The organism is Faecalibacterium sp. OF04-11AC (assembly GCF_003460645.1).
GTDB lineage: Bacteria > Bacillota > Clostridia > Oscillospirales > Ruminococcaceae > Faecalibacterium > Faecalibacterium prausnitzii_I.
Genome location: NZ_QTVP01000032.1, coordinates 1 through 24,888 on the forward strand (window position 1 = coordinate 1; position 24,888 = coordinate 24,888).

A 24,888-nucleotide genomic window follows, 5' to 3' on the forward strand; every position below is an offset into this window, starting at 1 on the left:
GCAGCAAGGTGGGCGGAAACCTCAACCAGCTTGCAAGGCACTTCAATTCTGGCGGTGCGGACACCGAGCAGATCCGAGCGAAAATTCTTGACGAACTTGCAGACCTGACTGCATTTCGGCTGCACGCCGAGAAAGTTCTGGGTGAACTGTATGGCAACGCTCAAGCATATCGCCTCTAAAAACTCGGACTATACCGCCATCGAAGCGTACCTCGTTTACCAGCACGATGAGTTTACCGGGAAGCAACTTCTGGATGAACAAGGCAGACCGAAGCTGCGGGAATCCTATCTGCTCGACACCCTTGAGTGCGGCGATTTCTCGTTTGCAACGGCCTGTCTGCTGGCAAACCGCAAGTATGGTAAGAACACCCAGCATGGTGATATTAAGAGCCATCAATATATCATCAGCTTTGACCCCAGAGATGCAGCCGACAACGGCTTGACCATGGAAAAGGCACAGGCACTTGGCCTGAAGTTTTGTTCTGAAAATTTTCCCGGTCATCCTGCCATCGTCTGCACTCACCCGGATGGGCACAACCATTCAGGAAACATCCACGTCCACATCGTGATCGGCAGCATCCGAACACGAGAAGTGGAGCGCAAACCCTATATGCAGAAGCCCCGCGACTGGCGCGAGGGCATGAAGCACTCCAGCACAGCCCAAACCATGCGGCACTTGCGTGTCGAGGTCATGGAGTTGTGCGAAGGTGCTGGACTGTACCAGATCGACCTGCTCAACGGCTCGAAAGAGCGCGTCAGCGAAGCGGAGTATTGGGCGCGTAGGCGCGGCCAGTTGAAACTTGACCATGAAAACGCAACCCTCACCGCAGCTGGACAGCAGCCCCGGCAGAAGAAGTTTGAAACCGTAAAAGATACCCTGCGAAAACAGATTTCTTCGGTGCTGTACCGTGCCACGAGCTTTGAAGATTTCTCTGACAAGCTCATGCAGCAGTACGGCATCACGGTCAAGGAAAGCCGTGGACAGCTTAGCTATCTGCCCGCTGGCAGAACGAAGTTTATCCGAGCGAAACATCTCGGTGACAAGTTCGATAAGGCGGCAGTGCTTGCCACGTTGCAGGCAAACGCCGAACACAAACCCAAGGTGCAGTTCAAGCAGGATACTATCGGGAAACTGATCGACATCCAGTCGAGGATGACCGAGGGCAAGGGCATCGGCTATAAGCGTTGGCTCACGAAACACAATCTCAAAGTTATGGCACAGACCGTAAATCTTCTGCAGGAAAAGGGCTTGACCGACGAGGACGCTCTAAACCAGCGCATCGCTGAACTGGAAACCAAGTATCACGACGCACTGGCGGTGGTGAAAGACCTTGAAGGTCGCATGAAAGCCAACAATGAGCTGCGCTATCACATCGCAGCCTACACCAGCACCAAGAATGTCGCACAGCAGTTAAAGACTGCCAAACGACCCGCAGCCTTTGAGGAGCAGCATCGTGCAGAGCTGACAACGTACCGGGCGGCAGCAGCCTATTTCAAGGCAAATGACCTCACCAAGCTGCCCAGCCCGAAAAAGCTGGAAGCCGAGTATGCGCAGCTGGCATCCGAAAAGGCAAAGTTCTATGAGCAGTACAAGGAAGCTAAAGAGGAACTGCTCAAACTGAAAACTGCAAAGCAGAATGTTGCGTCCTTTTTCCGGGAGGAAGAACAGACGCAGCAGGAGAGATAAAGGAGTGTGCGTATGATCAATCTGAAAATCGACCCTGAGTTCCAGTCCCAGATTCCTCCTCTGACCGATGATGAATTCAAGCAGCTTGAAGAAAATATCTTGAAAGAGGGCAAGCTGCTCTCTCCTTTGATCGTGTGGAATAATACACTTGTTGATGGCCACAACCGTTATGCCATTCTCCAGAAGCATCCTGAGATTTATTTTTCCACCATGCCGCTCCGATTTGAGAACCGCGAAGAAGCCGTTGCGTGGATCTGCCGGAATCAGTTGGGACGGCGAAACCTGAGTCCTGAACAGAAACGCTATCTGCTTGGGAAGCAGTACGAAGCCGAGAAGAAAGCTGCAAAAATCTTTCGGGGCAATCAGTACACTTTAGCAAAGAAAAGTGGTGGTGATCACGGTGATAACCACCACTCCGGGAAGAAAACCTGCGACCGAATCGCAGAGGAAAACGGTGTCAGCCGTGCCTCCGTTCTTCGTGCCAGCCACTATACACGAGGCATCGACATCGCAGATAATCTCTCTCCCGGCATCAAGCAGAAAGTCTTTTCCGGCGAAGTGAAGTTCACCAACGAAGAAATGTCCAAGCTTGTGCAGGCAAGTGTCGAGCATCGTTCAGATGTCCTTGCTCAAATCCTGCATCCAGAGGCATTGGAAGTGTTGGAATCTGCCAGCGCAGAATTTGAACCTGAAAAAGCGGAACCCGTTCCCATGCCCACACCACAAACAGAAGAATTTCGGTGCTATCATGTACCGGACGAGTTTATGAAGGTTTACAAATCTTTGAGCCGTGCGACCGAAATGATGAAAAACTCATGGAAGAAAACGCTCAAAAACAATCCCAGCTATTTCACTGACCCGGAAAAGCAGATGGTTCTCCGCTTCGCAATGCAGCGACCTGCTAACTACCTGACTGAAATCGAAACCTATCTGGAAAAGGCTCTTGCAGAAGCCCTTGAAGAAGAAAAGACCGCATAACAACAGACACCTGTAAGCCATCAACGAGCCCCCAGCCGCAAGTGCAGGGCGGAAAGCATCCGCGCCCTTGCGCCTGATAAAAATTGGAACTTTGATTTTCTCGCCCGACTTTGCCACGGTGGGACGATCAAAGGAGCGTGCGTTTGAACAAAAAGAAAAAGTCCTCAAATACTTCCCCTTATCCCGATGAAGTCATTGACCGTCTGGCACGGGCATTCTACCCAGCCATCCTTGCCTGCTGGAACAGCGAGGAAGGCCAGCGGGAGTTTGCCGCGTGGCAGGCAGAGCAGGCTCATCATGCAAACAACGAAAAACAGGAAGTTCCCACTGGGGAACTCCCTGTTGTACATATCGCTATCGTCTGTGGCTTTTGGCAGGGTGCGTCCGGGTGGACACACCCTGTTTTTTGTTTTGCCCTTAATCTTCTAGCCCATGGCTTCCAGCCACATTCTTCAAATATTTCTCCGGGTCACCGTTCAGAATCAAATCTGCGTAGCCCAGCGGGTCATTATAGACGAGATAGTCCAACTCTGATTTCTGTGCCATGGTCACGTCCAGTGCATCCTCGACCCCGGTGCAGTCGATGGAAATTTTTCTCCCATCCTGGAGCAGCAGCTCCACGCAGCCGGTGTCCATGTTGAATTTGCAGGCTCTTTCATCGTACTTCATAATCGTGTCCTTTCTGCCTTACGGCACCTTTACAGTTGTGACTTTCGTGATACGTCTTTTCTGATAAGGTTTTGGACACACAGCGACTGGAAAAGAACCCTCGTTCTGCTTTCCGAAGAAAACAAAAAATCCGAACCCTTCTCCTATCGAGAAAAGGTTCGGATTTTCATGGTTTGGTGCGATGGAAGGGACTCGAACCCCCGGCCTACTGATTCGTAGCGCACGCTGGGCGATTCCCTCAATTTTTGGAAGTTACGTTTCAACGTCATTTCCAAGCGATACATCGCAAATTTTGAACTTCGAGTTTCTGCACCCTTTGTCCGATTTTGCAACGATTTGCACCCTTTGCACGTTTTGAAACCGTGCAAAAACCGTGCAGAAACCGTGCACTTACTCTCAGACAAATGAAAAATCGACTCATCCGACAACGACTTGACGGCATTGGTTCGAGCGACCGCACATCATAAATCAAGTCTTGGAGGATACGACTATGACAAAATTACTTTCCTGCCGCTACAACATGGACACCAACCGGGTAGAAGCCCAGTTCGAGGATGGCACCACCCTTGCCATTGACTGCATCGCTGTGGAGGACGAATATGGCAACGCCCCTGCACAGCGGGCAGAGCTGGACTGGATGCTGTGGAACAAGCCCTTGGAGTACGCACAGATGGTGCTGAGAGGGGAGATGGAGCGTTATCTTTCTCTCGGCTGCGACCACGGCAGGATGGAAGATTGAGCCTTAGAAAACGCGCGGCAAAATCGCTAATCGCGCGGCGCGCGTTTTTATCGCTGACTTTTATTCAGGCAACATTGCACGCGTGCATTTCAGCGTGCGATTTTATTTATTTAAATTTTCATCGCGTTACAGTTTGTTTTTTCAATATTCCATTTGCGTATCGCACTTTCTACGCATGAAGAATGCACGCTCGTGCAATTTTTATTCGCGTTTTGTTTGCGCGATTACGCGTTTTTCAGCGCAAATTCAGCGTAAACCACACCAAGTCAGCGTATTTTCAGCGTAAATTCTGAAATGTCAGCGTAAAAGTCGGCGTAACTAATCATTTACCATATAAATGATGCAATGATGCTCGCTCAGCTCGTAGTCCCGCAGAGTGTCAAGAATCTATTATACGCATCTTGCATTGCTGGATTGTTAGACAAATATGTCTGAATATTCATACCTCTTTCCAGTAAAACAGCCAACAGTTCCTCATCGCTTTGCAATGCTCGCTTCATCTTCAAATAGCCATCTACCATTTCTTTTGTATATCCAAACGGTGAGCCTTCATATTTGAAAACATTACTTATCGCTTGTTCCTTAAGGTCGTTCTTTCGTTTATCCTCGAGATATTCACCTTGTGCATCTAAATATTCGTCTAGCTTTTGATTCGCTATTACACTCGATCGACTTTTTAAAATACCAATTTTTTCTACGAGTCCCCGATTTTTCAGCTCATTTGAATTTATCTCTCCGCTTGTTAGTGTCAAATTGTAAATAGACGAATTTCTGACAGATCCATCATCATTTAATAAATGCTCAATCGTCAACCTGCTCTGATCCAGAACTGTATCTCTTTGGTCGGGCATATACAAACAATACAATATATATTTCACAATTCGATGATTACTTTTATATGCACTATTTTTCAACGAATAATGCATCGAAGATGTTGTAAACATCAATTCATCTACTGTTGAACTTGATATAAATTTCGATAACTCCCTAAACACATCTGATATAACATATTTGAAATCCATTTCAGATTTTGTATGATAAACATCAAACGCAGCATTAGCGATAGCCTTGTCCGTTTTATTACTTGTATAAGAGCAAGAATGGAACAAAAAGAAGAAATTCCTCAGATTGTGAAAACAGGTTTTGCAGTCATCTTCCGTAATCATTTCTCTTTTATAGAGCACTTCAATTGCCGCCAGAAGAGAGCGGACTTGATAATTTCTCTTTATATCAAAATATTCGATATCAGTGTCATCATTTTTTGACGCAATAATCGCATACGCACTTGAGTATTCCACCAAGTCATCTAAAAATCTTGACAAATTTTCAAGTGGGACTTCTTCTTTAATAAGTTTATAGACCATATCAGAATTTTCTGCTCGTTTTTTGATATAGCACTTACAGAAATGTCCTAACATGGAATCTTCATCTGGCAAATCCTTGCAATTGTTTAATATTTTATTCCATTTTTCTTTTGCTTTGTCAACCACATCTGTTGTCCTTGGCTGGATATATTTCATCACATGGTTTTTTAGAAGTTCCATTTGCTTAAGTTTTTTTCCTCTTGCATTAAGAACCTCAAAAATATTATATATTTCTTCTTCTTGTGTTGATATAATTTCTACGACATTGATACTTAAAAGTTTTTCTTGAAACATCACCAATCTCTCAAACGAATAAGAACTCAACTCGTTATCGAAATACGAAAACGCTTTATAAAAAACATTTTCTTCAGAGACGGATTCGTTATCGAGAATACTTTGATAGAGTCGCTTTATATCAACATCGTATGCTTCATTGCAAATTTTAAGTTCTCTTGTCGCATTAACAGTAGGTGCTGTTAAATATGTTTCCTGAATATATTTTGCACGGTTCTTTGAGCTTTCCGTGTTGATATTCAAAAGTCTATGATATAACATAGTAAAAGTATATAGATTGTTGTTAATCGTTGCTGTCCATCTATAATATCGTATTCATTTATTCCATTGAACACATATCCCTGTTTCAATTTGTTTTGTTCGGTCTGATTGATAAGGACTATCGCACCCAAAAAGTGCGACCAGTTTGTATCACTATACTTCATAGTAAATACTATATCATTCAACAATTCAGACCAATTCACCTTATCCCATACGTAGTCTCGCTGATAGCGTGGGACAGAATATTTTGCGACACGAGAAAAGATTTCGCTTATCGGTCTACTTTCTGTATCAAAACTCATCTTATGTTCCTTTCATTTAATTATTGTGTGGCACTCAGCATATATCTATTACTTTTCATCTACTCTTTCTTCTATTCGCTGCTCTACCAAGTCCCGTACAACATCAATGCACCCATCCGTATCTTTCAACACTTCTTTCTCCCAGAAGTGGATAACATACCAGTCCTGCGCTCGCAGATTCTTATCGTCCCGAATATCTCGTGCGATATTTTCCTCGATTTTGGCTATCCAGTACTCCCTATTGCGCTTTAGCTTTGATTTGCGTTCTTCCCAATTCTTCCCGTGCCAAAACTCACCGTCCACAAAGATGGCGATATTATACTTCAGGATAGCGATATCAGGAGAGCCGGGGAGCCGCTTATCGTTCAGCCTATACCGAAACCCCAGATGCCACAGACGCTTCGCCAAAAGCACTTCCGCCTTTCCTTGCTTCAGGTGGACACGAGACATCCGCTTGGATGTCTCCGAGGTCGTATCATATGATTTTGGATGCTTCATTCTACCTCAGTGCTCAAGTCCAATCCTATCAACCACATCGGAACTTTTACTAATTTATGATTTTCAAAAAAGCTCGCAGCTTTTTCGTAATTTACAATTCCATCGCTCAACTTTTGGGCAAGATTTCCTGTGGCTGTAATGTAAATATAGTAGTCAATTGAAACGTCTTGCTCCTCTGCGTCCATTAGTCTCTGTATGTCATGCTCAATCATCGCCCAGTTTCCAAACTGGATTTCTCCAACCACTGTCAGCCGTTGTTTTTCCGTCTTACAGTCCTCTCCATACGGCGTATTTATTTTTGACAATTCCTTTTTCCACTCTTTAGAAGTCATTTTGAAATCTTTGTACACACCGTCCAGTCGTTCCCCGCCGTTGTAGCAACCACGCTCTCCAACAAAGTAATTTCTGATACATGCAGTATTATAGTCTTTATCATAAAAAGAAAAGTCAAATCCCTCCTTTCCTTTATGAGAAAAACCGTTATATAACACATGTGTTTCTTTATGTGCACCCTCGATTTCCAACTTGGCTCGAAGAGCTTTGTTCAATGCTTCAGCCTTTACTCCATGCTTATTCTTTCTTACGAGTTCAGTTAAGTCGTATTTACTCTGTAGCCATTCTTTTATTTTTTCTCCTAAAGGATGGTTCCCTTCATCTTTCAAAAATGGCAATATTAGATTACCGTTATTAAAATATCGTTCGTCTTTTATTTTCAATGTATACTCCATATTCAATTCATCCTCAATCTTCGATTTGTTCTCTTACATAACGATTGTTCAGCCAGAAGCACTGCTTCGTCATCGTGCCACCAGTGGGCAGGGGAGCCGTGTCCATGCTGTCCTTTCCATGAGGACGAACGTGAGCCACACGACTTTCCGACGCCTTGGGCAAGTTATTGCGGTTCCGCCCGCTGGCATCTTTCCAGATGTGAACGCCCTCCCGCAGGGTATCGACCGTACGCTGCCACACATGATGCACCTCTTCTAGATCCTCTGCCGGGATATTCCAGAATTTCACCCTTTGGAAGTAGCACTCGCCGTCCCTCGACTTTTGGAAGATGATGAACAGGAATTTGGTCGGTGCAAGAAGGTCATAGAGTACAGACTCTTCCCATGTTTCGTTCATCATTGCGCAGAAGTTCATCACAGGGAAGGACATGCTCTCTTTTATACTGCCATTCGGTTCAATGGCGATGGTCTTGAGTTGGATGCCTGCCTTTTGGAATTCCTCTGTATTTGACAGATGCCCTTTCACGCCAAGCATCGCTGCCACTAAAAGCTCGTTGAGGTTCTTGGCACTCGTTTCCACGCCCAGCCGCGCCTTAAGTTCCGTCCTGCTCATACCCACATAAGGCCGGACTTTTGCGCTGAACCAGTCCTCGAAGCTGGTCGTTCTTAACGCTGCCGGGTCTTTGATGATCTTCTCGCAGGGTTCGTCCCCGAAGATGTACCGCCGTAGGATCTGCGTCATGTAGCTGGACTTCAGCGAGTACGCCCGCTTCATGGCCGGGATAGGGCTGAATGGCTGCGACCGGGTATCCTGCGAGTTGCGGCCTTTCGGACACGCTGCCAGATACATGGTATCACCCTCACTGATCAGGTGTGCCTGTCCTGCCTTGATCTTGTCCATCAGGATCTTCCAGTCATTGCGGATGACCTCCAGATCCTCGTCCGGGAACTGGAACAGCACTGCCTTGTCGATTGTAAAGTCGACCTTGGGCACCCCATCCCGGTGCTCATAGGACATCAGCAACATACAAGCGCACTTCATCCAGAATGCACTGGTTTCAAAGGTCTTGTAGTATTCTTCATCATAGTTCAGCATATCGCAGACCAACCGTTCCTTGGCCTGAATGCCACGAGGGGTCTGCCGATAGGGTGTCACCTTCAATTCGACGCCCGCTTCCTCAAAATCGGGAGCCGGGTTGCTATTGGGCTTATACCCAAACCAGCTTTCCTCCACAACGGTACCGATGGCACCCTTGCCTGTTGCGATGCGCCCAGTCTTGTCGATCTCGCCCAGCGTTTTGCCGACCGCTTCCTGCCCACGAATGAGAACTTCCTGCTTGGTCTTGTACTTCCGCTGCTCCATCACACCTCTTGACCTCCTCAAAAAATAGCTTGATCTTTTTATCTATTTTTGCTATAATCATATCGAGCCATAGGAAGCCCTCCGATATAAAAGAAAGGCTTTCTATAAAAACTTTCAAAAAAGTCTTGATCTTTTTAACGAAAAATTGTATACTTATTACTAAGTATATCACAAAATGAGGTGTTATGAAAGTGTCAGCAAATAGCGATATTCGTGTTGTCGAGCTATTTGCCGGCGTTGGCGGTTTCCGCGTTGGATTAGAGCGTTGTTCCGAAAGATTCAAAACGATTTGGGCAAACCAATGGGAACCCGGCCAAGCTGGTCAATGGGCTTATAAGTGCTACAGCAAGAACTTTGGCGAAGATTCCCACTGCGTGAACGCAGACATCGCCACTGTTATCGATCAAGTGCCACCGCATGACCTTCTGGTGGGCGGCTTTCCCTGTCAGGACTATTCTGTTGCCAGCACAGGCGCAAAGGGCATTGAAGGCAAAAAAGGTGTCCTCTGGTGGTCTATCTATAAGATCATCCAGAAGAACCATCCGAACTATGTCCTGCTGGAAAACGTGGATCGCCTGCTGAAATCTCCCGCATCCCAGCGTGGTCGTGATTTCGGCATCATCCTGAAATGCTTGCAGGAAGAAGGCTACGGCATCGAATGGCGTGTGATTAATGCCGCAGACTATGGCTGTGTCCAGCGCAGACGGCGCACCTTCATCTTTGCATTCAAGAACACCACCAAGCAGTATGAGCGTATGACCTCGTGTTTCTCTGAGAACACAAAGGACGGTCGTGTCTGGCTGATGCAGGAGGGCTTCTTCGCCCATGCGTTCCCGGTGCATTCTGAGGTCGCAGACCCTAAGAAAGTGACCACCATCGATTTCAATGAATATACCGACACCGTTGATGTGACCAACCGTTTCAGAGCCGCTTTCTACAACAGCGGCGTGCTGTGCAACGGTAAGATTTTCTCTCTGGAAGCCGTCCCGAACGGCAAGGAGCCGATGCTGCTCGGCGAGATTGTTGTCAACGGCGATATCGACAAGAGCTTCTTCATCGAGGACGAGGATCTGGAAAAGTGGAAATACATGAAGGGTTCCAAGACCATTGAGCGTACTTCCAAAACCGGTTTCTCCTACACCTTCTCGGAAGGCCCTATTGCATTCCCGGACCCGCTTGACCGTCCCGGCCGCACGATGCTCACCAGTGAGGGCACCAAGAACCGCAGCTCCCATGCGATCACCGACCTAAAACAGGGAAGTTGCGTATCCTGCTGCCGGAGGAGTGCGAACGCATGAACGGTTTCCCGACGGGCTGGACCGACACTGGGATGCCGAAGCGTCAGCGTTACTTCATCATGGGTAACGCCCTTGTCGTTCCGCTCATCACTCAGATGGGCAAGCAATTACTGGACATCTTATAACGAAAAACCAAGGCTGCACAGTCGGCCTTGGTTTTTATGCTTTTTTCGCCACGATCAAGAGGTGCCCTATCATGGAGCAGATCCGTGTTGTTGAGCTTTTCGCCGGGGTCGGCGGCTTTCGCCTTGGGCTGGAGCAGGCTTCCTCCTGCTTTCAAACTGTCTGGGCAAATCAGTGGGAACCATCCATGCGTTCCCAATTTGCTTTCGAGTGCTACGAACGGCATTTCGGGCATCGCCCAGAACACGTTTGTCAGAACATCTTGACCGCCAAAGAAAACATCCCTCCACACGACCTTTTGGTCGGTGGCTTTCCCTGTCAGGATTATTCCATCGCCAAAAGGGGCGCACGAGGGATAGAAGGGAAGAAGGGCGTTCTTTGGTGGGAGATCAACGCTATCCTACGGACACACAGGCCGCGCTATGTCCTTTTGGAAAACGTAGACCGACTCATCAAGTCTCCGGCATGGCAAAAAGGGCGTGACTTTTCCATCATCCTGCGGTGCTTCTATGAATCAGGCTATGCCGTTGAATGGCGGGTGATAAATGCCGCCGACTATGGCGAAGCACAGCGCAGGCGGCGCACCTTTCTCTTTGCCTTCCGAAACGATACCGCCCTGTTCCGAAAAGCGGCGGAGCTCATCTGTGTGGAAGGTCTGAAGGGTGCCCATCAGTTGCTCCTGCAGGACGGCTTCTTTGCCCCCATCTTTCCCTTGTATGGCTTTGAACGGAAATACAGCGAGGGATGGCTCGATGAGTTTCGCTACCTCAATCTGAAGGATCTGTCTGCCGCACAATCCTGCCACTTCTATGCCTCCGGGCTTATGGTCAACGGCCGCTTCTATTCCGTCGAGAGTATCCCTCTTCAATTCCCATATAAGCCGCTCCGCTCCGTGTTGGAGACCACCCCACTTGCAGAGCGATATTTCCTTTCTGCTGCCGACATCAATCACTGGCGGTATCTCAAGGGCGCAAAGCAGGAGACCCGCCACCGCAGGAACGGTTCTACTTATTTCTTTTCGGAAGGCTCTATGGCATTCCCCGATCGTTCTGACCTTCCTGCCCGCACGATGCTCACCAGCGAAGGCTCCGTTTCCCGCAGCACCCATGTAGTCGCAGACCCACAGACCCAACGTCTGCGTACGCTAACGCCCATCGAATGCGAACGGCTCAACGGCTTCCCGGATGATTGGACAGCCGGGATGCCGGAACGACTGCGCTATTTCACCATGGGGAATGCGCTTGTCGTTCCGCTGGTCAAGGCCATGGGCAAGCGGATCAGCGCACTGGCCGAGGACGAGCAGCGCAGTTGATGGGCGTTTCTCTTGGGTTTCCAAAGGGGCCGCAGCACCCCTTTGGCACACGACTTTGCCTGCAAAGTCTAGTGTGTTACACCTTGGTTCCGGCTGATGCGGAAAAGGGGCTGCGAGAGGCTCCGGCAAGCACCTGTTCTGTGGCAGAAGGATGCGCGGATGGGCATGGCAGTTGACGATCTCCGCCCACCCATCACAGGCTTTCAGAGGAACCAATGGTGTACGTTCTCCTTCCTGCCGCAGCAGCGTTTCTCCTATAAGGCGCAGGGCAAATGATCAGCGTCTGTGCTTGCCCCGCATCCCTGCCTTCGTGCGGTGCTTCAACATAGAGGATTTGTTGAACACCCGCAGCAGGGTCATCTGTTCTTCTTTCGTCAGCTTGGAATAGTCGATGCCGATCTGTCCCATCAGGACATTCATCTTCTTTTCTAACGGTGAACCTTCAAACTTCTGTGCATTTTCAAGCTGCTTCCTCGCTTGCTCGATGGCTGCGCCGTCCGACGTGGTCTTATCGGTCCCATGCGCCGCTTTGATCTGCTTCAGAATCGCCGCCAGCTCATCATAGAGGATCCGCCCGAAATATTCGTCCTCGTCGATCTGCGCCGCTTTCAGCGTCCGCATGGTCAGGTCCTCTGTATCGGCATGGTATCGTCTTTCCAGTTCCTGCCGGGTGGCTTCTACCATGGCATTCATATCCCGGATGCGGTCACTGACCAGACCATCCACACAGATCTCAAGGTCGGTCATCCACCGGGCAAAATCGGGATGTTCCAGAAGCTCGCACAGCAGCCGATGATTGAATTTTCCATTCCTTAATACGTCCACTGCGCCATCGCTCAGATGCAAGTCCGAAAGGACTGCATCTGGGCGTTTTTTGTTTTCCGTCACACCCAGCAGGTAGTCGGTGGTCACGCCATAAAACTCAGCCAGTGTTGTCACGGCGTAAATGCTGAGGTCGGTCACATCGTCGCTCTCATACTTCGACAGTGCCGATTTGGACAGACCTGTCTGCTCTGCCAGAGCTTCCAGCTTCAGATTCCGCTCCACGCGCAGGTCTTTGAGCCGTTCTCCCAGTGTCAGCTTGATGTTCATGGTCGCACCTCCGATGTTTTTTGCACAGTATACCACTTCCGGCGGTTCCTGTCCATAAGCGTGGAATTTTGCAGTTTCTGCACCTGTTTTCCGACATTATGGATATACGGCACAGCGGCCATTGCGGTGCTATCCTATAGACAGAAAGAAAACATATAACTCCCCAGCAGCGAACATATTAAGGGCTTCCCGCGAAAGCCCTCTGAAATATCTTTCATAACAGGACCTTGACAACAGAATGACCGTCCGAACTGCCCAGACCGCCAAGACCTCCCATCGGGGGAGCGAGCGCCCTGCATGGGGCCGACACAGAGTCCAAAAAGATTTCCTGTCGGGAGGCAGCAAGGGAGACCGGCTTCACCGAAGTTCCCATTTGGGAGACACCGGTGATTTTGAACGTGGCTGGGATCAAAATGATCCGTGCCAGAACCTTTGAGCAAAGGAGAAATTTTGAGTTTATATCAAAAGATCAAGTCCGCCATCACCGTTCGGCAGGTGGGAGAGATGTACGGCATGGGACCCGACCGCCGTGGCATGGTATGCTGTCCGTTCCACTCCGACAGCCACCCCAGCATGAAGCTGAACGACACCTATTATTACTGCTTTAGCTGTGGAGCCAACGGCGATGCTATCGACCTCACCGCCAAGCTGTTCGACCTGAACCCCCGGCAAGCCGCCGAGAAGCTGATACACGACTTCGGGCTTGACCCGGACAAACCGCCCGCCAATGCCATTGCCATGCCGCCACCCAAGCGTGGCCTGACGGACGAGCAGTGGGCAGACATCGCCTACTGCCTGCGGGTGCTGACCGATTATCTTGACCTGCTGCACGACTGGCAGGAGCGCTACAAGCCTGCCACCCCGGAGGAGCCGCATGACCCACGGTTTGAAGAAGCCCTCCACACGACCGAGACCATCGAACACCTGACGGACTGCGTTGCATTTGGGACACCCCAGCAGAAGGCCGCTGCCGCTGCACGGCTGCTGTCCGGGTCGTACCTGCTGATGCTGGAGGAGCGCACCGACCGCCTTGCTCTGGCGAAGTGCGCCTGACGATTCATTCACCTAAAGTGGTGCTTATCATTATGATAAACACCACTTTACTTTTTTAAAGGAGAACCACCACATGAAGAAAAACATTTCCCGCAACCCTTTATGGCCGGACTGGTACAACGGCAAGAAAATTGACGAAGTCCAGTTTGGACGTGCCTTTCTGGAACAGTGGCCGCTGAAATGCGTCAACGGAACGCTGTACACGCTGGACGGACCGGTGGAGGACGAAAGCGAGATCAAGCAGCGCATCTTGGAGAACATCGAGGAATATGTCACCTCCGGCCTGTCCAAAAAGGTCACCAACATTCTGGAGACCATCAAGCTGCTGGCCTTTTCCGACCCGTTCCCCATCGAGCAGGACTGCATCCATCTCCAGAATGGCGTGTACCATCTGCCGGACGGCTCTTTTCAGGAGACCCGGCTGTTCTGCCAGAACCGCCTGCCGGTGAGGTATGACCCCAAAGCCGCCAGCCCTGACCGCTGGCTGACCTTTCTGCACGAGCTGCTGGACGATGCCGACATCCCCACCTTGCAGGAATATCTGGCTACTGTCTCATTCCCAGCACCAAAGGGCAGAAGATGATGCTCATCGTTGGCAAGGGCGGCGAGGGCAAGTCCCGCATCGGACTGGTGCTGAAACGGCTCATGGGAGATGCCGCCAGCAACGGCAGCGTCCAGAAAGTGGAGAACAACCGTTTTGCCCGTGCCGATCTGGAACGCCGCCTGCTCATGATCGACGATGATATGGATATGAACGCCCTACCCAAGACGAATTATATTAAGACCATCGTGACCGCCGAAGCCAAGCTGGACTTGGAGCGCAAGGGTGTCCAGAGCTACCAGCGGGACATTTACGCCCGGTTCCTCTGTTTCGGCAACGGTGCGCTGACCTCGCTGTACGACCATTCGGATGGCTTCTTCCGCCGCCAGCTTATCCTGACCACTAAGGACAAGCCTGCTGACCGCACGGATGACCCCTTCCTTGTGGAGAAGATGTGCGCCGAATTGGAAGGCATCCTGCTCTGGTGTCTGGAAGGGCTGCATCGGCTGGTGCAGAACGATTTCCGCTTCACGGTCAGCCCCAAAGCTGCTGCCAACGTGGACACCATCAAGCGCAGCAGCAACAATGTCATCGACTTCATGGAATCCGAGGCTACTTCCGCTTCAAGGCGGACTACTCCATCAGCTCCAAGGAGTTCTACGACATTTATAAGCAGTGGTGCGAGGACAACGCCTGCCACAGCGTATCGGCGATTCGTTTCAGCGCAGAGCTGCGCCAGAACGACCGCCGCTACAACCTTGAAGCCACCAACAACATCTACCTGCCCGGTGGCCGCAGGGTGCGTGGTTTCGTGGGCATCGAGCCGCTTGTCCACCCCTGTCCGTAAAAAGTGCATTTTTTCACGGAAGAAGTTCGTACAACCTGTACGGTCTGTACTTGTACGCACCTGTACGGCGAATTGAAGAAAATTAAAACGTGTTATCGTTTGTATTTCGCATTTCTGTACGCCGTACAGACCGTACAGGTTATTTAAAGTCCGTACAGATTTTTTGTACACCCCAAGAAGGAGCGTGATCTATGAAAGCCCAATACGGCATTTTAAGGTTCAAAAAGTACAAGGGGCCTGCCATCAGCCCCATCGAAGCCCACAACGAGCGCACCAAGGAGCAGTACGCCAGCAACCCGGATATCGACACGAGCCGGAGCCGCTACAACCTTCATCTGGTGCAGCCGCAGGGCAGGTACCGGGAAGAAGCCGACCGCATGATAGCCGCCGTCCACTGCCGTGTCCGCAAGGACAGCGTGCGGGTGGTGGAGGCTCTTGTCACCGCCAGCCCGGAGTTTTTCAAGGATAAAAACAACCGGGAGATCAGGGCGTACTTTGCGTATGCCCTGAAATTTTTAGAGGGCAAACAGCGCCCGGATACCTTTCTCTCTGCTGTTGTCCACATGGACGAGAAAACGCCCCACCTGCACCTCTGCTTTGTTCCCCTGACTGCTGACGGACGGCTGAGCGCCAAGGAGATCATCGGCAACCGCAAGAACCTTGTGAAGTGGCAGGACGAGTTCTGGCAGCACATGGTCAAGCAGTACCCGGAGCTGGAACGGGGTGAAAGCGCCAGCCAGACCGGGCGGGAGCACATCCCGCCCCGCATCTTCAAGGAGATGACCCAACTGACCAAGCAGAAGGAGCAGTTGGACGCCCTGCTGGTGGGCATCAATCCATTCAACGGCAAGAGCCGTGCGGCGGAGATCGGCAAGCTGCTGGACAGCTATATCCCGGCAGTGTCCAAAATGCGTACCGAGCTGAACCGCTATCAGGTCGCCTTTACGGAAACCGCCACCGAAAACGAAAAGCTGAAAGAGAAGAACAAGACGCTCTCTGCCTCGCTGGACAAAGCGAAGGAAGGGAGCGTCTTGAAGCGTCTGGAGGATGCCAAGCTGCGGCAGGACTATGAAGCCGCCCTGAAAACGCTGGACAGCATCCCGCCGGAGGTCATTCGATTTTATGAGAACCGCAGCACGCAGGAGCCTGCGATGCGCCATGATAAGTAAGGAGCAATGCCTATGTGTAATAAAATGTACGAGAATGTGAAATCTTCGGATTATACGAAAAAGTTCTTGCAGTCGGACTCTGATCCGGCTACAATGGAGGTGGTCACTCGAACCAATGCCGTCAAGTCTCCGACCAACAGCCCTGAGACCACAAAGCTGGTGTACACGGTGAAGGAGGTCGCACAGATGCTAGCCATCAGCCAGCGTGCCGCCTACAACCTGTGCAACAGCACCACCGAGTTCCGTGTCCTGCGGGCAGGTGGAAGCATCCGCATCCCGAAAGACAGCTTCGATGCGTGGCTCCACCGGGCAGCTTGATAAGGAGGCAAATCTATGGCATATATCACGAAACGCGGCAGCTCTTACAGTGTCCGCTACACCTATCAGGACGAGCACGGCAAGAGCTGCGACAAATGGGAGAGCTTTCCCACCAAAGAGGAGGCGGTGAAACGCCAGAAACAGATCGAACATGAGCTGGCGACCGGTAATTTCCTGATCCCGTCCACGGTGACGGTAGCAGAGTTCCTGATGGACTGGCTGCCCAAGCAGTGCAGCAAGCACAAGTGGGCACCGAAAACCTACCAGTCCAATCTGGCCCTCATCCAGAACCTCATCATCCCCTATATCGGGGAGATGCAGATGCAGAAGCTGCGACCCTACCACATCGAAGCCCTGTACGACACCCTGAGCAAGACCCCTTGCGGACAGTATGTGGGCGGCAAGCGGCGAGACCTCTCGCCCAAGCAGCAAAAGCGCACCCTCTCCGGCACTACCCTCCATGAAGTCCACCAACTGCTGCACAATTCCTTTCTGCTGGCGGTGGAGTGGGGCATCCTCATCAAAAGCCCCGTCCCGGTGGAAGCACCCAAAAAGACCACCCAAGAGCGCAGCATCTGGGAGGTGGAGGAGATGCGGGCAGCACTGGACAGCATGGAGGACCCCATCCTGCATCTGGCGGTGCACCTGACGCTGGTGGGCGCGCTGCGGGAAGGGGAGGTAGCAGGTCTGACCCCGGAGGACATCGACTTTGATGCTGCCAACGGCATGGGCACCTTCACCGTCAACCGTTCCATGCAGCGGGTGCAGAAGGACACACTGGCGCAGGTGGACAAGGGCTGCATCCTCCGCATCTTCCCGGACAAGCTGGAGGGCAGCAAGACTTCTCTTATCCTGAAGGACACCAAGACCGAAGCCTCCTGCCGCACCATCTTTATGACCGCCGCCCTGCGGGAGGAGCTGAAACAGTGGCTGGAACGCTGAAACGGGAAGAAGCCCTTGACCCGGAGCGGTACCGCAACAGCGGGATGCTGCTGCGGCTGCCCAACGGTCTGGCGGTGGAGCCGGTGCTCATCCGCAAGAAGTTCCTCAAATGGCAGGATGCACACCCGGAGTTCCCCCGCATCGTCTTTCATGGGCTGCGGCATTCCAGTGCCACCTACCAGTTGATGATCTCCGGCGGCGACATCAAGGCGGTGCAGGGGACCACAGGTCACGCCAGTGCGGATATGCTGGTGAACACCTACGCTCATATTCAGCAGTCCTCCCGTGTGGAGCTGGGCAAGAAGTTTGAAAGCGGCTTCTATGCCAAGCCCGACACCCCCAGCCCGCAGGCTGTACCCGCCGCAGGCGAACCCACCATCTCCATGACGGCTCTTTTGGAATTGCTGAAGGATGCCGACCCGGAAATGAAGGCAAAGCTGCGCCTAGCCCTGCTCACCTGATGCAAAAAAGGGCACTGATTGCAATGCAATACAGCGCCCTACATCATCGGACATGGAAAACACCGACCGTGCAAAAACCGTGCAGAAACCGTGCAGCCATGGCTTACAAAACAAAAAAGCCATGAAATCTTTCGATTTCACGGCATTTTCTGGTGCGATGGAAGGGACTCGAACCCCCGGCCTACTGATTCGTAGTCAGTCACTCTATCCAGCTGAGCTACCAACGCATACATTTCGTCTGGAACAAGATGTATTTTATCACTCGTAAAGGGTTTTGTCAACAATTTTTTGAAATATTTTTGATTTTTTAGAAAAAAAGCGTCTTTTCGTCGTTCCAATTTCAGGTGTACCGGTACACCGCCTTGATCACGGCGCCCCGGCGAGGCGCCGGGCGATTTTCACGCCCGTAGGGCCAGCGGGAGCAGGACTACCGGCAAAATGCCGTTTGCAGCACTTTTTCTTCTTTTTATTATACCGCTTTTGCCTTACTTGTGCTATAATAACTTTACTAATGTTTGAAAACGCTCCTTTTGGGGCAGCACGGAGGGTAGAACCTATGAAACTGGTAAGCGTGGAAACTCCCGAAAAGAGTGTCTGCAAAATGACGTTCAGCGCTTCTGCTGAGGAACTGGAGGCCGCATCCAACGCCGTGTACGAGCGCACCCGCGCCTCTTACACCATCAAGGGCTTTGCAAAGGGTGAGGCGGACCGCGCTCAGATCGAGGCGGACCGCGGAGAGCACACGTTCTGGTATGATGCCATCAACGACCTGATGGACAGGGATGTGCCGGCTCTGTATGACGCCGCCATGAAAGAGCACGGCTTCCGTGCCGTGGACGAGCCCACCTATGACCTGGTCAGCGTGAAGAAAGACGAGGGCTTTGTGGCCACCGCCACCACCGCCCTGCAGCCCGAGCTGAAGCTGGCCCAGACCTCCGGCTTCAAGGTCGAGTGCGTCACCCCGGCTGTCACGGACAAAGAGATCGACAATGTGCTGGAGCACCGCCGTCAGGCCTCTGCCGAGCTGGTGCCCCACAAGGGCCCGGCCGTCAAGGGCAATATCGTCCACATTGACTATGAGGGCCAGATGGACGGCCAGCCGTTCAAGGGCGGCTCCGCCAAGAACCAGACCCTGCAGCTGGGCAGCAGCCGGATGATTCCCGGATTTGAGGAGGGCATCCTGGGCCACAAGGGCGGCGAGGAGTTCGACATCTTTGTCACGTTCCCCACCCGCTACCATGTGAAAGACCTGGCCGGCAAGCCCGCCGTCTTCAAGATCAAGCTGATCGACGTCTGCGTCCGCCAGCTGCCCGCCCTGAACAGTGATTTTGCCAAGAAAGCGGGCAAGGTGGACACCATGGAAGCGTTCCGTGAGCAGATCCGCCAGCAGATCCACGATGGCAAGCACGCCAGCGCCCTGAACCGCGCCAAGGATCAGGTCCTGACCCAGCTGGCCAACGCCGCGGAGGGCGAGATCCCCAGCGTCCTGGTGGAGAGCACCTACCAGCGCGAGATGGAGAACATCCAGCAGCAGCTCCAGATGCAGCGCGTCAGCCTGGACCACTACCTGTCCCAGGTGCACCAGACCCGCGAGACCTTTACCGCAAACGTTCACAAGGCTGCGGAGAACAACACCCGCGCCCGGATGGCTCTGCTGCAGGTGGCACAGCAGGAGAACCTCGTCCCCACCGATGAGGAGATGACCGCCAAGATGCAGGAGCGTGCCGACAAGCTCAAGAAGCCTCTGGAAGAGATCATGGCCAAGTCCAACGTGGAGAGCATTCGCCGCAACGAGGCCATCCGCCGCGCTGCTGACTGGGTGATCGAGCACTCCACCATCGAGGAGAAATAAGCAGTTTTCCAAGCCCGTGCCCTGCACGGGCTTTTTTGTTGTATTTCTTGACTTTTTCTTTGTTTTGCGTTATTTTTATAGTAGAATCTGTAATAAAATTTGGGCACGCCTGTCCAAGTCTCAGATTGGAGGTTTTGAACCATGAAAAAGCTATTCTGCACACTGTTGTCTGCGGCGGCAGCGGTGGCTCTGCTCTGTGGTTTTACCCCCTCTCCGCAGGAAAACAGCGCGGGAGTGGGGCTCATTACCAAAACCTATGAAACGGCAGAGGCCATCAGCAGCCTATCCGTCAGCGACAAATACGCCGATGTGACGGTAAAAGCCGATGATGTGGACCATGTGGTGGTGGAGTACAGCTACAACAGCTCCTACAACGATGCCTTTGGCACGGGCGGAGAGCTGTACAGCTTTACCATTGCAGGCCCGAGCCTGAACATTCAGGGCCTCAAGGGCGACGCTTCCATGAGCGTGAACAACAGCAAGTGCATCTGCACCATGACCGTCAAGCTGCCCCGCAGGGCGTTTGCAGGCCTCACGGTGGATACCAGCAACGGCAATATCACCATCCAGGATATGACGTCTCAGTCCAATACCCTGACCACCACCAACGGCAATGTTTCCATTACCGGCGGCAGCTGGATAACCTGAACGCCACGGCCAACAACGGCAAAGTGGAGGTAAACAACCTGCTCACCCAGACCTTTGCCGCTTCCACCCGGAATGGCCGCATCAGCCTGGCCAACACCTCGGCTTTGAGCATTACCGCACAAGCCCAGAACGGTGACGTCAAGCTGGACCACACCTCGTCGCCCTATTTCTACTGCACCGCCACCAACGCCAGCGTGGTGGGCACTGTGACGGGCCGCGGCGCGGAGTATGGCCTGAACCTGACCGCAGGCAGTGGTCGCGTGACCCTTACCGACGCCAACGACGATAGCTTCGCCATCCGCAGCAGCACCCCTGTCCAGCAGAATCTTGGCGCTGCCCAGAGCTTTACGGCCAATGCCAGCAACGGCAACGTGAACTTGGAATTCGTGCAGTGAGGCACCTTTAAAACGACAAACACTCCTCTGTAAAGCCAACAGGAGCCTGTGCCGGGAAGCGATTCCCACGCACAGCTCCTGTTGGCTTTTGTTATTTTACTTTGTCAGCAGGTTGAAGCCCATGACCACGATGCCCAGCACCACCAGCACGATACCGGTCGCGCGGTTGAGGGTCTTGGCGTCCGCCTTATTTGCAAAGACCGCCGCAATACGGGCCCAGAGCAGGGTAAAGAGGACGCAGAAGGCAAACACGGGCCAGTCCGGGGCCCGCCGATGGCAAAGTGGGAGACAGCACCCGTCAGGGCCGTGAACGTCATGATGAAGACGCTGGTGCCCACGGCGGTCTTGAGCTCATAGCCCAGCACGCTGGTGAGGATGAGGAGCATCATCATGCCGCCGCCGGCCCCCACAAAGCCGCAGATAAGGCCGATGATGACACCGCAGACGATGGACTGGATCGCACGCTTTTTCGCAGAGATCCCCTGCATGGCCTCTTTGGTGGTCATGACCGGCTTGACGATGAACTTGATGCCCAGCAGGAACGTCATAAACACCGAGAAGCCGCCCATCGCCCGAGAGGGAACAAGGCTTGCCAGCCAGCTGCCCACCACCGTGAATCCCAGCACGCTGGCCATCATGATGAGGCCGTTTTTCACGTCCAGATTCTTATTCTTGTGGTAGGTGTAAGCGGACACCGCACTGGCCAGAACGTCCGACGAAAGGGCGATGCCCACGGCCATGTAGGGGTTCATGCCCAGAAACGTGATGAGCATGGGGCTGATGACCGCCGCCGCACTCATCCCGGCAAAGCCGGTGCCAAGGCCGGCACCCATTCCGGCAAAAAATGTGACCAGAAGAACATACAAAATATGCATCTTAATCTTCCCCCTCAATGATGGCATCCAGATTTTTGCTCATGGTCTCCAGCGTGGCAAAAAACGCCGCCCGCTGGGCTTCGTCCGTGTGGTCCAGCAGCCGCTCCAGAAAACGGTTCTGCACCTCCCGGCCCCGCTCTACCACGGAGCGGGCCTTTTCCGTCCCGATGAGCAGGGTCTTGCGGCGGTCACCTGCCACGGCCTCCCGCCGGAGGTAGCCCTCCTGCACGAGGCGGTCCACATTGACCGAGACAAGGTTCGCTTTTAGCTTTCGCACCTCCACGATGTCGCTGGCCGTCTTGTATTCGGGGTTATTGACGAGGAACAGCAGGATATCCAGCGCCGTCTGCGGCAGCTTGAGTTCCTGACACAGGGGCTTGCAGGCGGCGTTGTAGCCCACCATAAACTTCTGTGAGAATTCCAGGCTGGGGTTCATGCAGCTTCACTTCTTTCAATTTTAGATTGTTCAAATTTGAAGTGATTATAGCACGGGCCGTTTTCTCTGTCAAGGATGAAAAAAGCTCTGCCGGAACCCGACAGAGCCTTTTTCCTATTTTGCCGTTAAATCGCCAGCAGGATCAGCCGCATTACCAGCGCGCAAAGCCACGCGGTGACGCACTGGTTTAACACCATGATGGCCGCCCACTTGCCGCCAAGCTCACGCTTGACAGAGGCCACTGCAGCAATGCAGGGGGTATACAGCAGGCAGAAGACCAGCAGCGGGGCCGCCTGGGCCGGGGTAAGGGCAGCTGCAAAGGCTGCCGAGGAGCCGAACAGGATGGTCAGGGTGGAAACAACGCTCTCCTTTGCCATAAAGCCGGTGATGAGGGCCGTGGAGATCCGCCAGTCGCCAAAGCCCAGCGGCGCGAACAGCGGTGCGATCCCGCCCGCCAGCAGGGCCAGAATGCTGGTCTGCGGGTCAGACGTCAGGCGGAGCCGGAGGTCAAAGTTCTGCAGGAACCAAATGACGATGGTGGCTATAAAGATGACCGTAAACGCCCGCTCGAGAAAATCCCGGGCCTTTTCCCAGAGCAGCTGGGCCACGTTTTTCAGGCCCGGCAGGCGATAGTTGGGCAGCTCCATCACAAAGGGCACGGCCTCGCCCTTGAAGACCGTTCCCTTGAGGAGAATGGCCATTCCTACGCCCACGAGGATGCCAAGGAAATACAATCCCACCATGACCAACGCGGCCTGACGCGGGAAAAATGCCGCTGCAAACAGGCTGTAAATGGGCAGCTTGGCCGAGCAGCTCATAAACGGAGTGAGCAGGATGGTCATTTTTCGGTCACGCTCCGAGGGGAGGGTGCGGCTGGCCATCACGCCGGGCACTGTACAGCCAAAGCCGATGAGCATGGGCACGATGCTGCGGCCCGAAAGACCGATGCGGCGGAGCAGTTTATCCATGACGAACGCCACACGGGCCATGTAGCCGGTATCTTCCAGCAGGGAGAGGAAAAAGAACAGGGTCACAATGATGGGCAGAAAGCTCAGCACGCTGCCCACGCCTGTAAAGATGCCGTCGATGACCAGTGAGTGCACCGCCGGGTTGACTTCCCATGCCGTAAGGGCGTTATCCGTCAAGGTGGTCAGCCGGTCAATTCCCGCTGCCAGCAGGTCCTGCAGGCCTGAACCGATGACGCCGAACGTCAGATAGAACACCAGCGCCATGATGCCCACAAAGGCCGGGATGGCCGTATATTTGCCGGTGAGGATCCGGTCAATGCGGTTGCTGCGGAGCTGCTCCTTGCTCTGATGGGGCTTGACAACGGTCTGAGCCACCAGCTGGTGGATAAAGTGGAACCGCATATCCGCAATGGCAGCGGCCCGGTCCAGCCCGCGCTCCTGCTCCATCTGGAGGATAATGTGCTCGATCATTTCTTTTTCGTTCTGATCCAGCTGCAGGGCTTCCTCAATGCGGTGGTCGCCCTCCACCAGCTTCGTGGCGGCAAAACGCACCGGGATGCCAGCTGTCTTGGCGTGGTCCTCAATGAGATGGATGATGCCATGGATGCAGCGGTGGACCGCACCGCCGTGGTCGTCCTCGCCACAGAAATCCAGCCGGCCTGGGCGTTCCTGATACTTTGCCACGTGGATGGCATGGTCTACCAGCTCATCCACACCCTCGTTCTTGGCCGCGGAGATGGGCACCACCGGGATGCCCAGCATGGCCTCCATCTTGTTGATGCGGATGGTACCGCCATTTCCGCGCACCTCATCCATCATATTCAGCGCCAGCACCATGGGGGTATCCAGCTCCATGAGCTGCATCGTTAAGTACAGGTTCCGTTCAATGTTGGTGGCATCCACGATGTTGATGATGCCGGTGGGTTTCTCATTGATGAGGAACTGCCGGGTGACGATTTCCTCGCTGGAATAGGGCGACATGGAGTAAATGCCGGGCAGATCGGTCACTTCGGTCTCCGGGTGGCCCTTAATAGCACCGCTCTTGCGGTCCACAGTCACGCCTGGGAAATTGCCTACATGCTGGTTGGAGCCGGTAAGCTGGTTGAACAGGGTGGTCTTTCCGCAGTTCTGGTTGCCCGCCAGTGCAAAGGTGAGGGTCGTGCCGTCCGGCAGCGGATTCTCTCCCTTTTTGGTGTGGTAGCGGCCGCCCTCGCCCAGGCCGGGGTGCTCTACCACTTTCTGTTCCGGGCGGGCAGCGGGCACCACCCGGACGGTTTTGCCGGGGAAACGTTGATCCGGGCCGCGTCATCCAACCGGAGGGTCAGGGCGTAGCCGTGGACCTGCAACTCCATCGGGTCACCCATGGGTGCAAACTTGACAAGGGTGACCTTTTCCCCAGGGATCAGGCCCATATCCAGAAAATGCTGGCGGAGGGCCCCCTGTCCGCCAACCGTCTCAATGACAGCGCTTTCGCCGATGTTCAGTTCTTTCAGTGTCATGGTTGTCCGCCTTTCTTCGACCATTTGTTAGTCTGTATTAACAATGGTACTATAGGCTAACTTTTATCCTTTGTCAAGGGATGCCAATGACAAATTTCGTCGCGGACCGCATTTCATAAAATGTCCTATCGTGAAATGACCTCCGCAATGCAAAAACACCTCTGTCTGCCGCGCAGA

General features: G+C 52.8%; 21 protein-coding genes, 1 tRNA gene and 4 pseudogenes. 16 read left to right on the forward strand and 10 right to left on the reverse strand.

The features are described 5' to 3' along the window. The 3 genes and pseudogenes from DXA70_RS11700 to DXA70_RS11710 form a co-directional block, all read left to right on the forward strand. Positions 1-179, forward strand: a pseudogene (locus tag DXA70_RS11700) (plasmid mobilization relaxosome protein MobC); the annotation flags it as partial. Beyond that, a complete protein-coding gene (locus DXA70_RS11705; RefSeq protein WP_128118571.1) occupies positions 151-1,686 on the forward strand; it encodes a relaxase/mobilization nuclease domain-containing protein in 1,536 nt (511 codons plus the stop codon). The pseudogene DXA70_RS11700 and the gene DXA70_RS11705, both read left to right, overlap by 29 nt. A gap of 12 nt (positions 1,687-1,698) precedes the next feature. Next, positions 1,699-2,664 (forward strand): hypothetical protein, encoded by a 966-nt coding sequence (locus DXA70_RS11710; RefSeq protein WP_128118572.1) that lies wholly within the window; start codon positions 1,699-1,701, stop codon positions 2,662-2,664. A 417-nt stretch (positions 2,665-3,081) separates the two neighbouring features. Here DXA70_RS11710 and DXA70_RS11720 read toward each other — a convergent pair whose 3' ends face one another. Next, positions 3,082-3,333: a DUF6061 family protein gene (locus DXA70_RS11720; RefSeq protein WP_128118573.1), complete on the reverse strand. Its 252-nt coding sequence runs from the start codon at positions 3,331-3,333 to the stop codon at positions 3,082-3,084. 490 nt (positions 3,334-3,823) lie between these two features. On the opposite strand from DXA70_RS11720, the gene DXA70_RS11725 reads away from it, so the two are divergent. Further along, entirely contained in the window at positions 3,824-4,072 is a 249-nt protein-coding gene (locus tag DXA70_RS11725) for a DUF6061 family protein (protein ID WP_128118574.1), read from the forward strand. 356 nt (positions 4,073-4,428) lie between these two features. On the opposite strand, the gene DXA70_RS11730 is transcribed toward DXA70_RS11725, so the two are convergent. From DXA70_RS11730 to DXA70_RS11750, 4 genes are all read right to left on the reverse strand, one after another. Further along, complete coding sequence (locus tag DXA70_RS11730; protein ID WP_158565168.1) at positions 4,429-5,973, reverse strand: DUF262 domain-containing protein; 1,545 nt, start codon at positions 5,971-5,973, stop codon at positions 4,429-4,431. 368 nt (positions 5,974-6,341) lie between these two features. After that, positions 6,342-6,791, reverse strand: a complete 450-nt coding sequence (locus DXA70_RS11740; protein ID WP_128118577.1) for a very short patch repair endonuclease — start codon at positions 6,789-6,791, stop codon at positions 6,342-6,344. Then, positions 6,788-7,519: a hypothetical protein gene (locus DXA70_RS11745; protein WP_128118578.1), complete on the reverse strand. Its 732-nt coding sequence runs from the start codon at positions 7,517-7,519 to the stop codon at positions 6,788-6,790. The genes DXA70_RS11740 and DXA70_RS11745 overlap by 4 nt, the downstream gene beginning before the upstream one ends. Positions 7,520-7,532: 13 nt before the next feature. Then, complete coding sequence (locus DXA70_RS11750) at positions 7,533-8,882, reverse strand: Sau3AI family type II restriction endonuclease (RefSeq protein ID WP_243001370.1); 1,350 nt, start codon at positions 8,880-8,882, stop codon at positions 7,533-7,535. 185 nt (positions 8,883-9,067) lie between these two features. Here DXA70_RS11750 and dcm (DXA70_RS11755) point away from each other — a divergent pair, with 185 nt between their 5' ends. The 3 genes from dcm (DXA70_RS11755) (at position 9,068) to dcm (DXA70_RS11760) (ending at position 11,615) form a co-directional block, all read left to right on the forward strand. Further along, on the forward strand, positions 9,068-10,180 hold the full coding sequence (dcm, locus tag DXA70_RS11755; protein WP_347553562.1) for a DNA (cytosine-5-)-methyltransferase: 1,113 nt from the start codon (positions 9,068-9,070) through the stop codon (positions 10,178-10,180). Then, the gene (locus DXA70_RS15570; protein WP_347553563.1) at positions 10,177-10,305 is read left to right on the forward strand and encodes a hypothetical protein; all 129 of its coding nucleotides are present in this window, start codon (positions 10,177-10,179) and stop codon (positions 10,303-10,305) included. The genes dcm (DXA70_RS11755) and DXA70_RS15570 overlap by 4 nt, the downstream gene beginning before the upstream one ends. A 71-nt stretch (positions 10,306-10,376) precedes the next feature. Beyond that, entirely contained in the window at positions 10,377-11,615 is a 1,239-nt protein-coding gene (dcm, locus tag DXA70_RS11760; RefSeq protein ID WP_128118580.1) for a DNA (cytosine-5-)-methyltransferase, read from the forward strand. Positions 11,616-11,891: 276 nt separating this feature from the next. On the opposite strand, the gene DXA70_RS11765 is transcribed toward dcm (DXA70_RS11760), so the two are convergent. Further along, entirely contained in the window at positions 11,892-12,707 is an 816-nt protein-coding gene (locus DXA70_RS11765; protein ID WP_128118581.1) for a helix-turn-helix transcriptional regulator, read from the reverse strand. A gap of 450 nt (positions 12,708-13,157) precedes the next feature. On the opposite strand from DXA70_RS11765, the gene DXA70_RS11770 reads away from it, so the two are divergent. From DXA70_RS11770 to DXA70_RS14785, 6 genes and pseudogenes are all read left to right on the forward strand, one after another. Then, a complete protein-coding gene (locus DXA70_RS11770; RefSeq protein ID WP_243001367.1) occupies positions 13,158-13,760 on the forward strand; it encodes a CHC2 zinc finger domain-containing protein in 603 nt (200 codons plus the stop codon). Positions 13,761-13,833: 73 nt separating this feature from the next. After that, positions 13,834-15,148: pseudogene (locus DXA70_RS11775) on the forward strand (phage/plasmid primase, P4 family). A 191-nt stretch (positions 15,149-15,339) separates the two neighbouring features. Next, positions 15,340-16,317 (forward strand): MobV family relaxase, encoded by a 978-nt coding sequence (gene mobV, locus DXA70_RS11780; RefSeq protein ID WP_128118582.1) that lies wholly within the window; start codon positions 15,340-15,342, stop codon positions 16,315-16,317. Positions 16,318-16,341: 24 nt separating this feature from the next. Further along, a complete protein-coding gene (locus tag DXA70_RS11785) occupies positions 16,342-16,635 on the forward strand; it encodes a helix-turn-helix domain-containing protein (protein WP_128118588.1) in 294 nt (97 codons plus the stop codon). 15 nt (positions 16,636-16,650) lie between these two features. Then, positions 16,651-17,577: an Arm DNA-binding domain-containing protein gene (locus tag DXA70_RS11790; RefSeq protein ID WP_243001368.1), complete on the forward strand. Its 927-nt coding sequence runs from the start codon at positions 16,651-16,653 to the stop codon at positions 17,575-17,577. Continuing rightward, complete coding sequence (locus tag DXA70_RS14785) at positions 17,562-18,038, forward strand: tyrosine-type recombinase/integrase (RefSeq protein WP_243001369.1); 477 nt, start codon at positions 17,562-17,564, stop codon at positions 18,036-18,038. Before DXA70_RS11790 ends, DXA70_RS14785 begins: the two co-directional genes overlap by 16 nt. Positions 18,039-18,188: 150 nt before the next feature. Here the strand turns inward: DXA70_RS14785 and DXA70_RS11795 are convergent. Then, positions 18,189-18,265: transfer RNA gene (locus tag DXA70_RS11795), tRNA-Arg, on the reverse strand. Between the two features lie 329 nt (positions 18,266-18,594). Here DXA70_RS11795 and tig point away from each other — a divergent pair. From tig to DXA70_RS15145, 3 genes are all read left to right on the forward strand, one after another. Further along, positions 18,595-19,890: a trigger factor gene (gene tig, locus DXA70_RS11800; RefSeq protein ID WP_128118583.1), complete on the forward strand. Its 1,296-nt coding sequence runs from the start codon at positions 18,595-18,597 to the stop codon at positions 19,888-19,890. A gap of 141 nt (positions 19,891-20,031) precedes the next feature. Continuing rightward, a complete protein-coding gene (locus tag DXA70_RS15140) occupies positions 20,032-20,538 on the forward strand; it encodes a DUF4097 family beta strand repeat-containing protein (RefSeq protein WP_128118584.1) in 507 nt (168 codons plus the stop codon). A 23-nt stretch (positions 20,539-20,561) separates the two neighbouring features. Next, entirely contained in the window at positions 20,562-20,933 is a 372-nt protein-coding gene (locus DXA70_RS15145) for a DUF4097 family beta strand repeat-containing protein (RefSeq protein ID WP_158565169.1), read from the forward strand. Positions 20,934-21,029: 96 nt separating this feature from the next. Here the strand turns inward: DXA70_RS15145 and DXA70_RS11815 are convergent. The 3 genes and pseudogenes from DXA70_RS11815 to feoB form a co-directional block, all read right to left on the reverse strand. Next, positions 21,030-21,808: pseudogene (locus DXA70_RS11815) on the reverse strand (sulfite exporter TauE/SafE family protein). A 1-nt stretch (position 21,809) separates the two neighbouring features. After that, the gene (locus DXA70_RS11820; RefSeq protein ID WP_128118586.1) at positions 21,810-22,244 is read right to left on the reverse strand and encodes a MarR family transcriptional regulator; all 435 of its coding nucleotides are present in this window, start codon (positions 22,242-22,244) and stop codon (positions 21,810-21,812) included. Between the two features lie 125 nt (positions 22,245-22,369). Further along, positions 22,370-24,711: pseudogene (gene feoB, locus DXA70_RS11825) on the reverse strand (ferrous iron transport protein B). Positions 24,712-24,888: the final 177 nt, after the last annotated feature.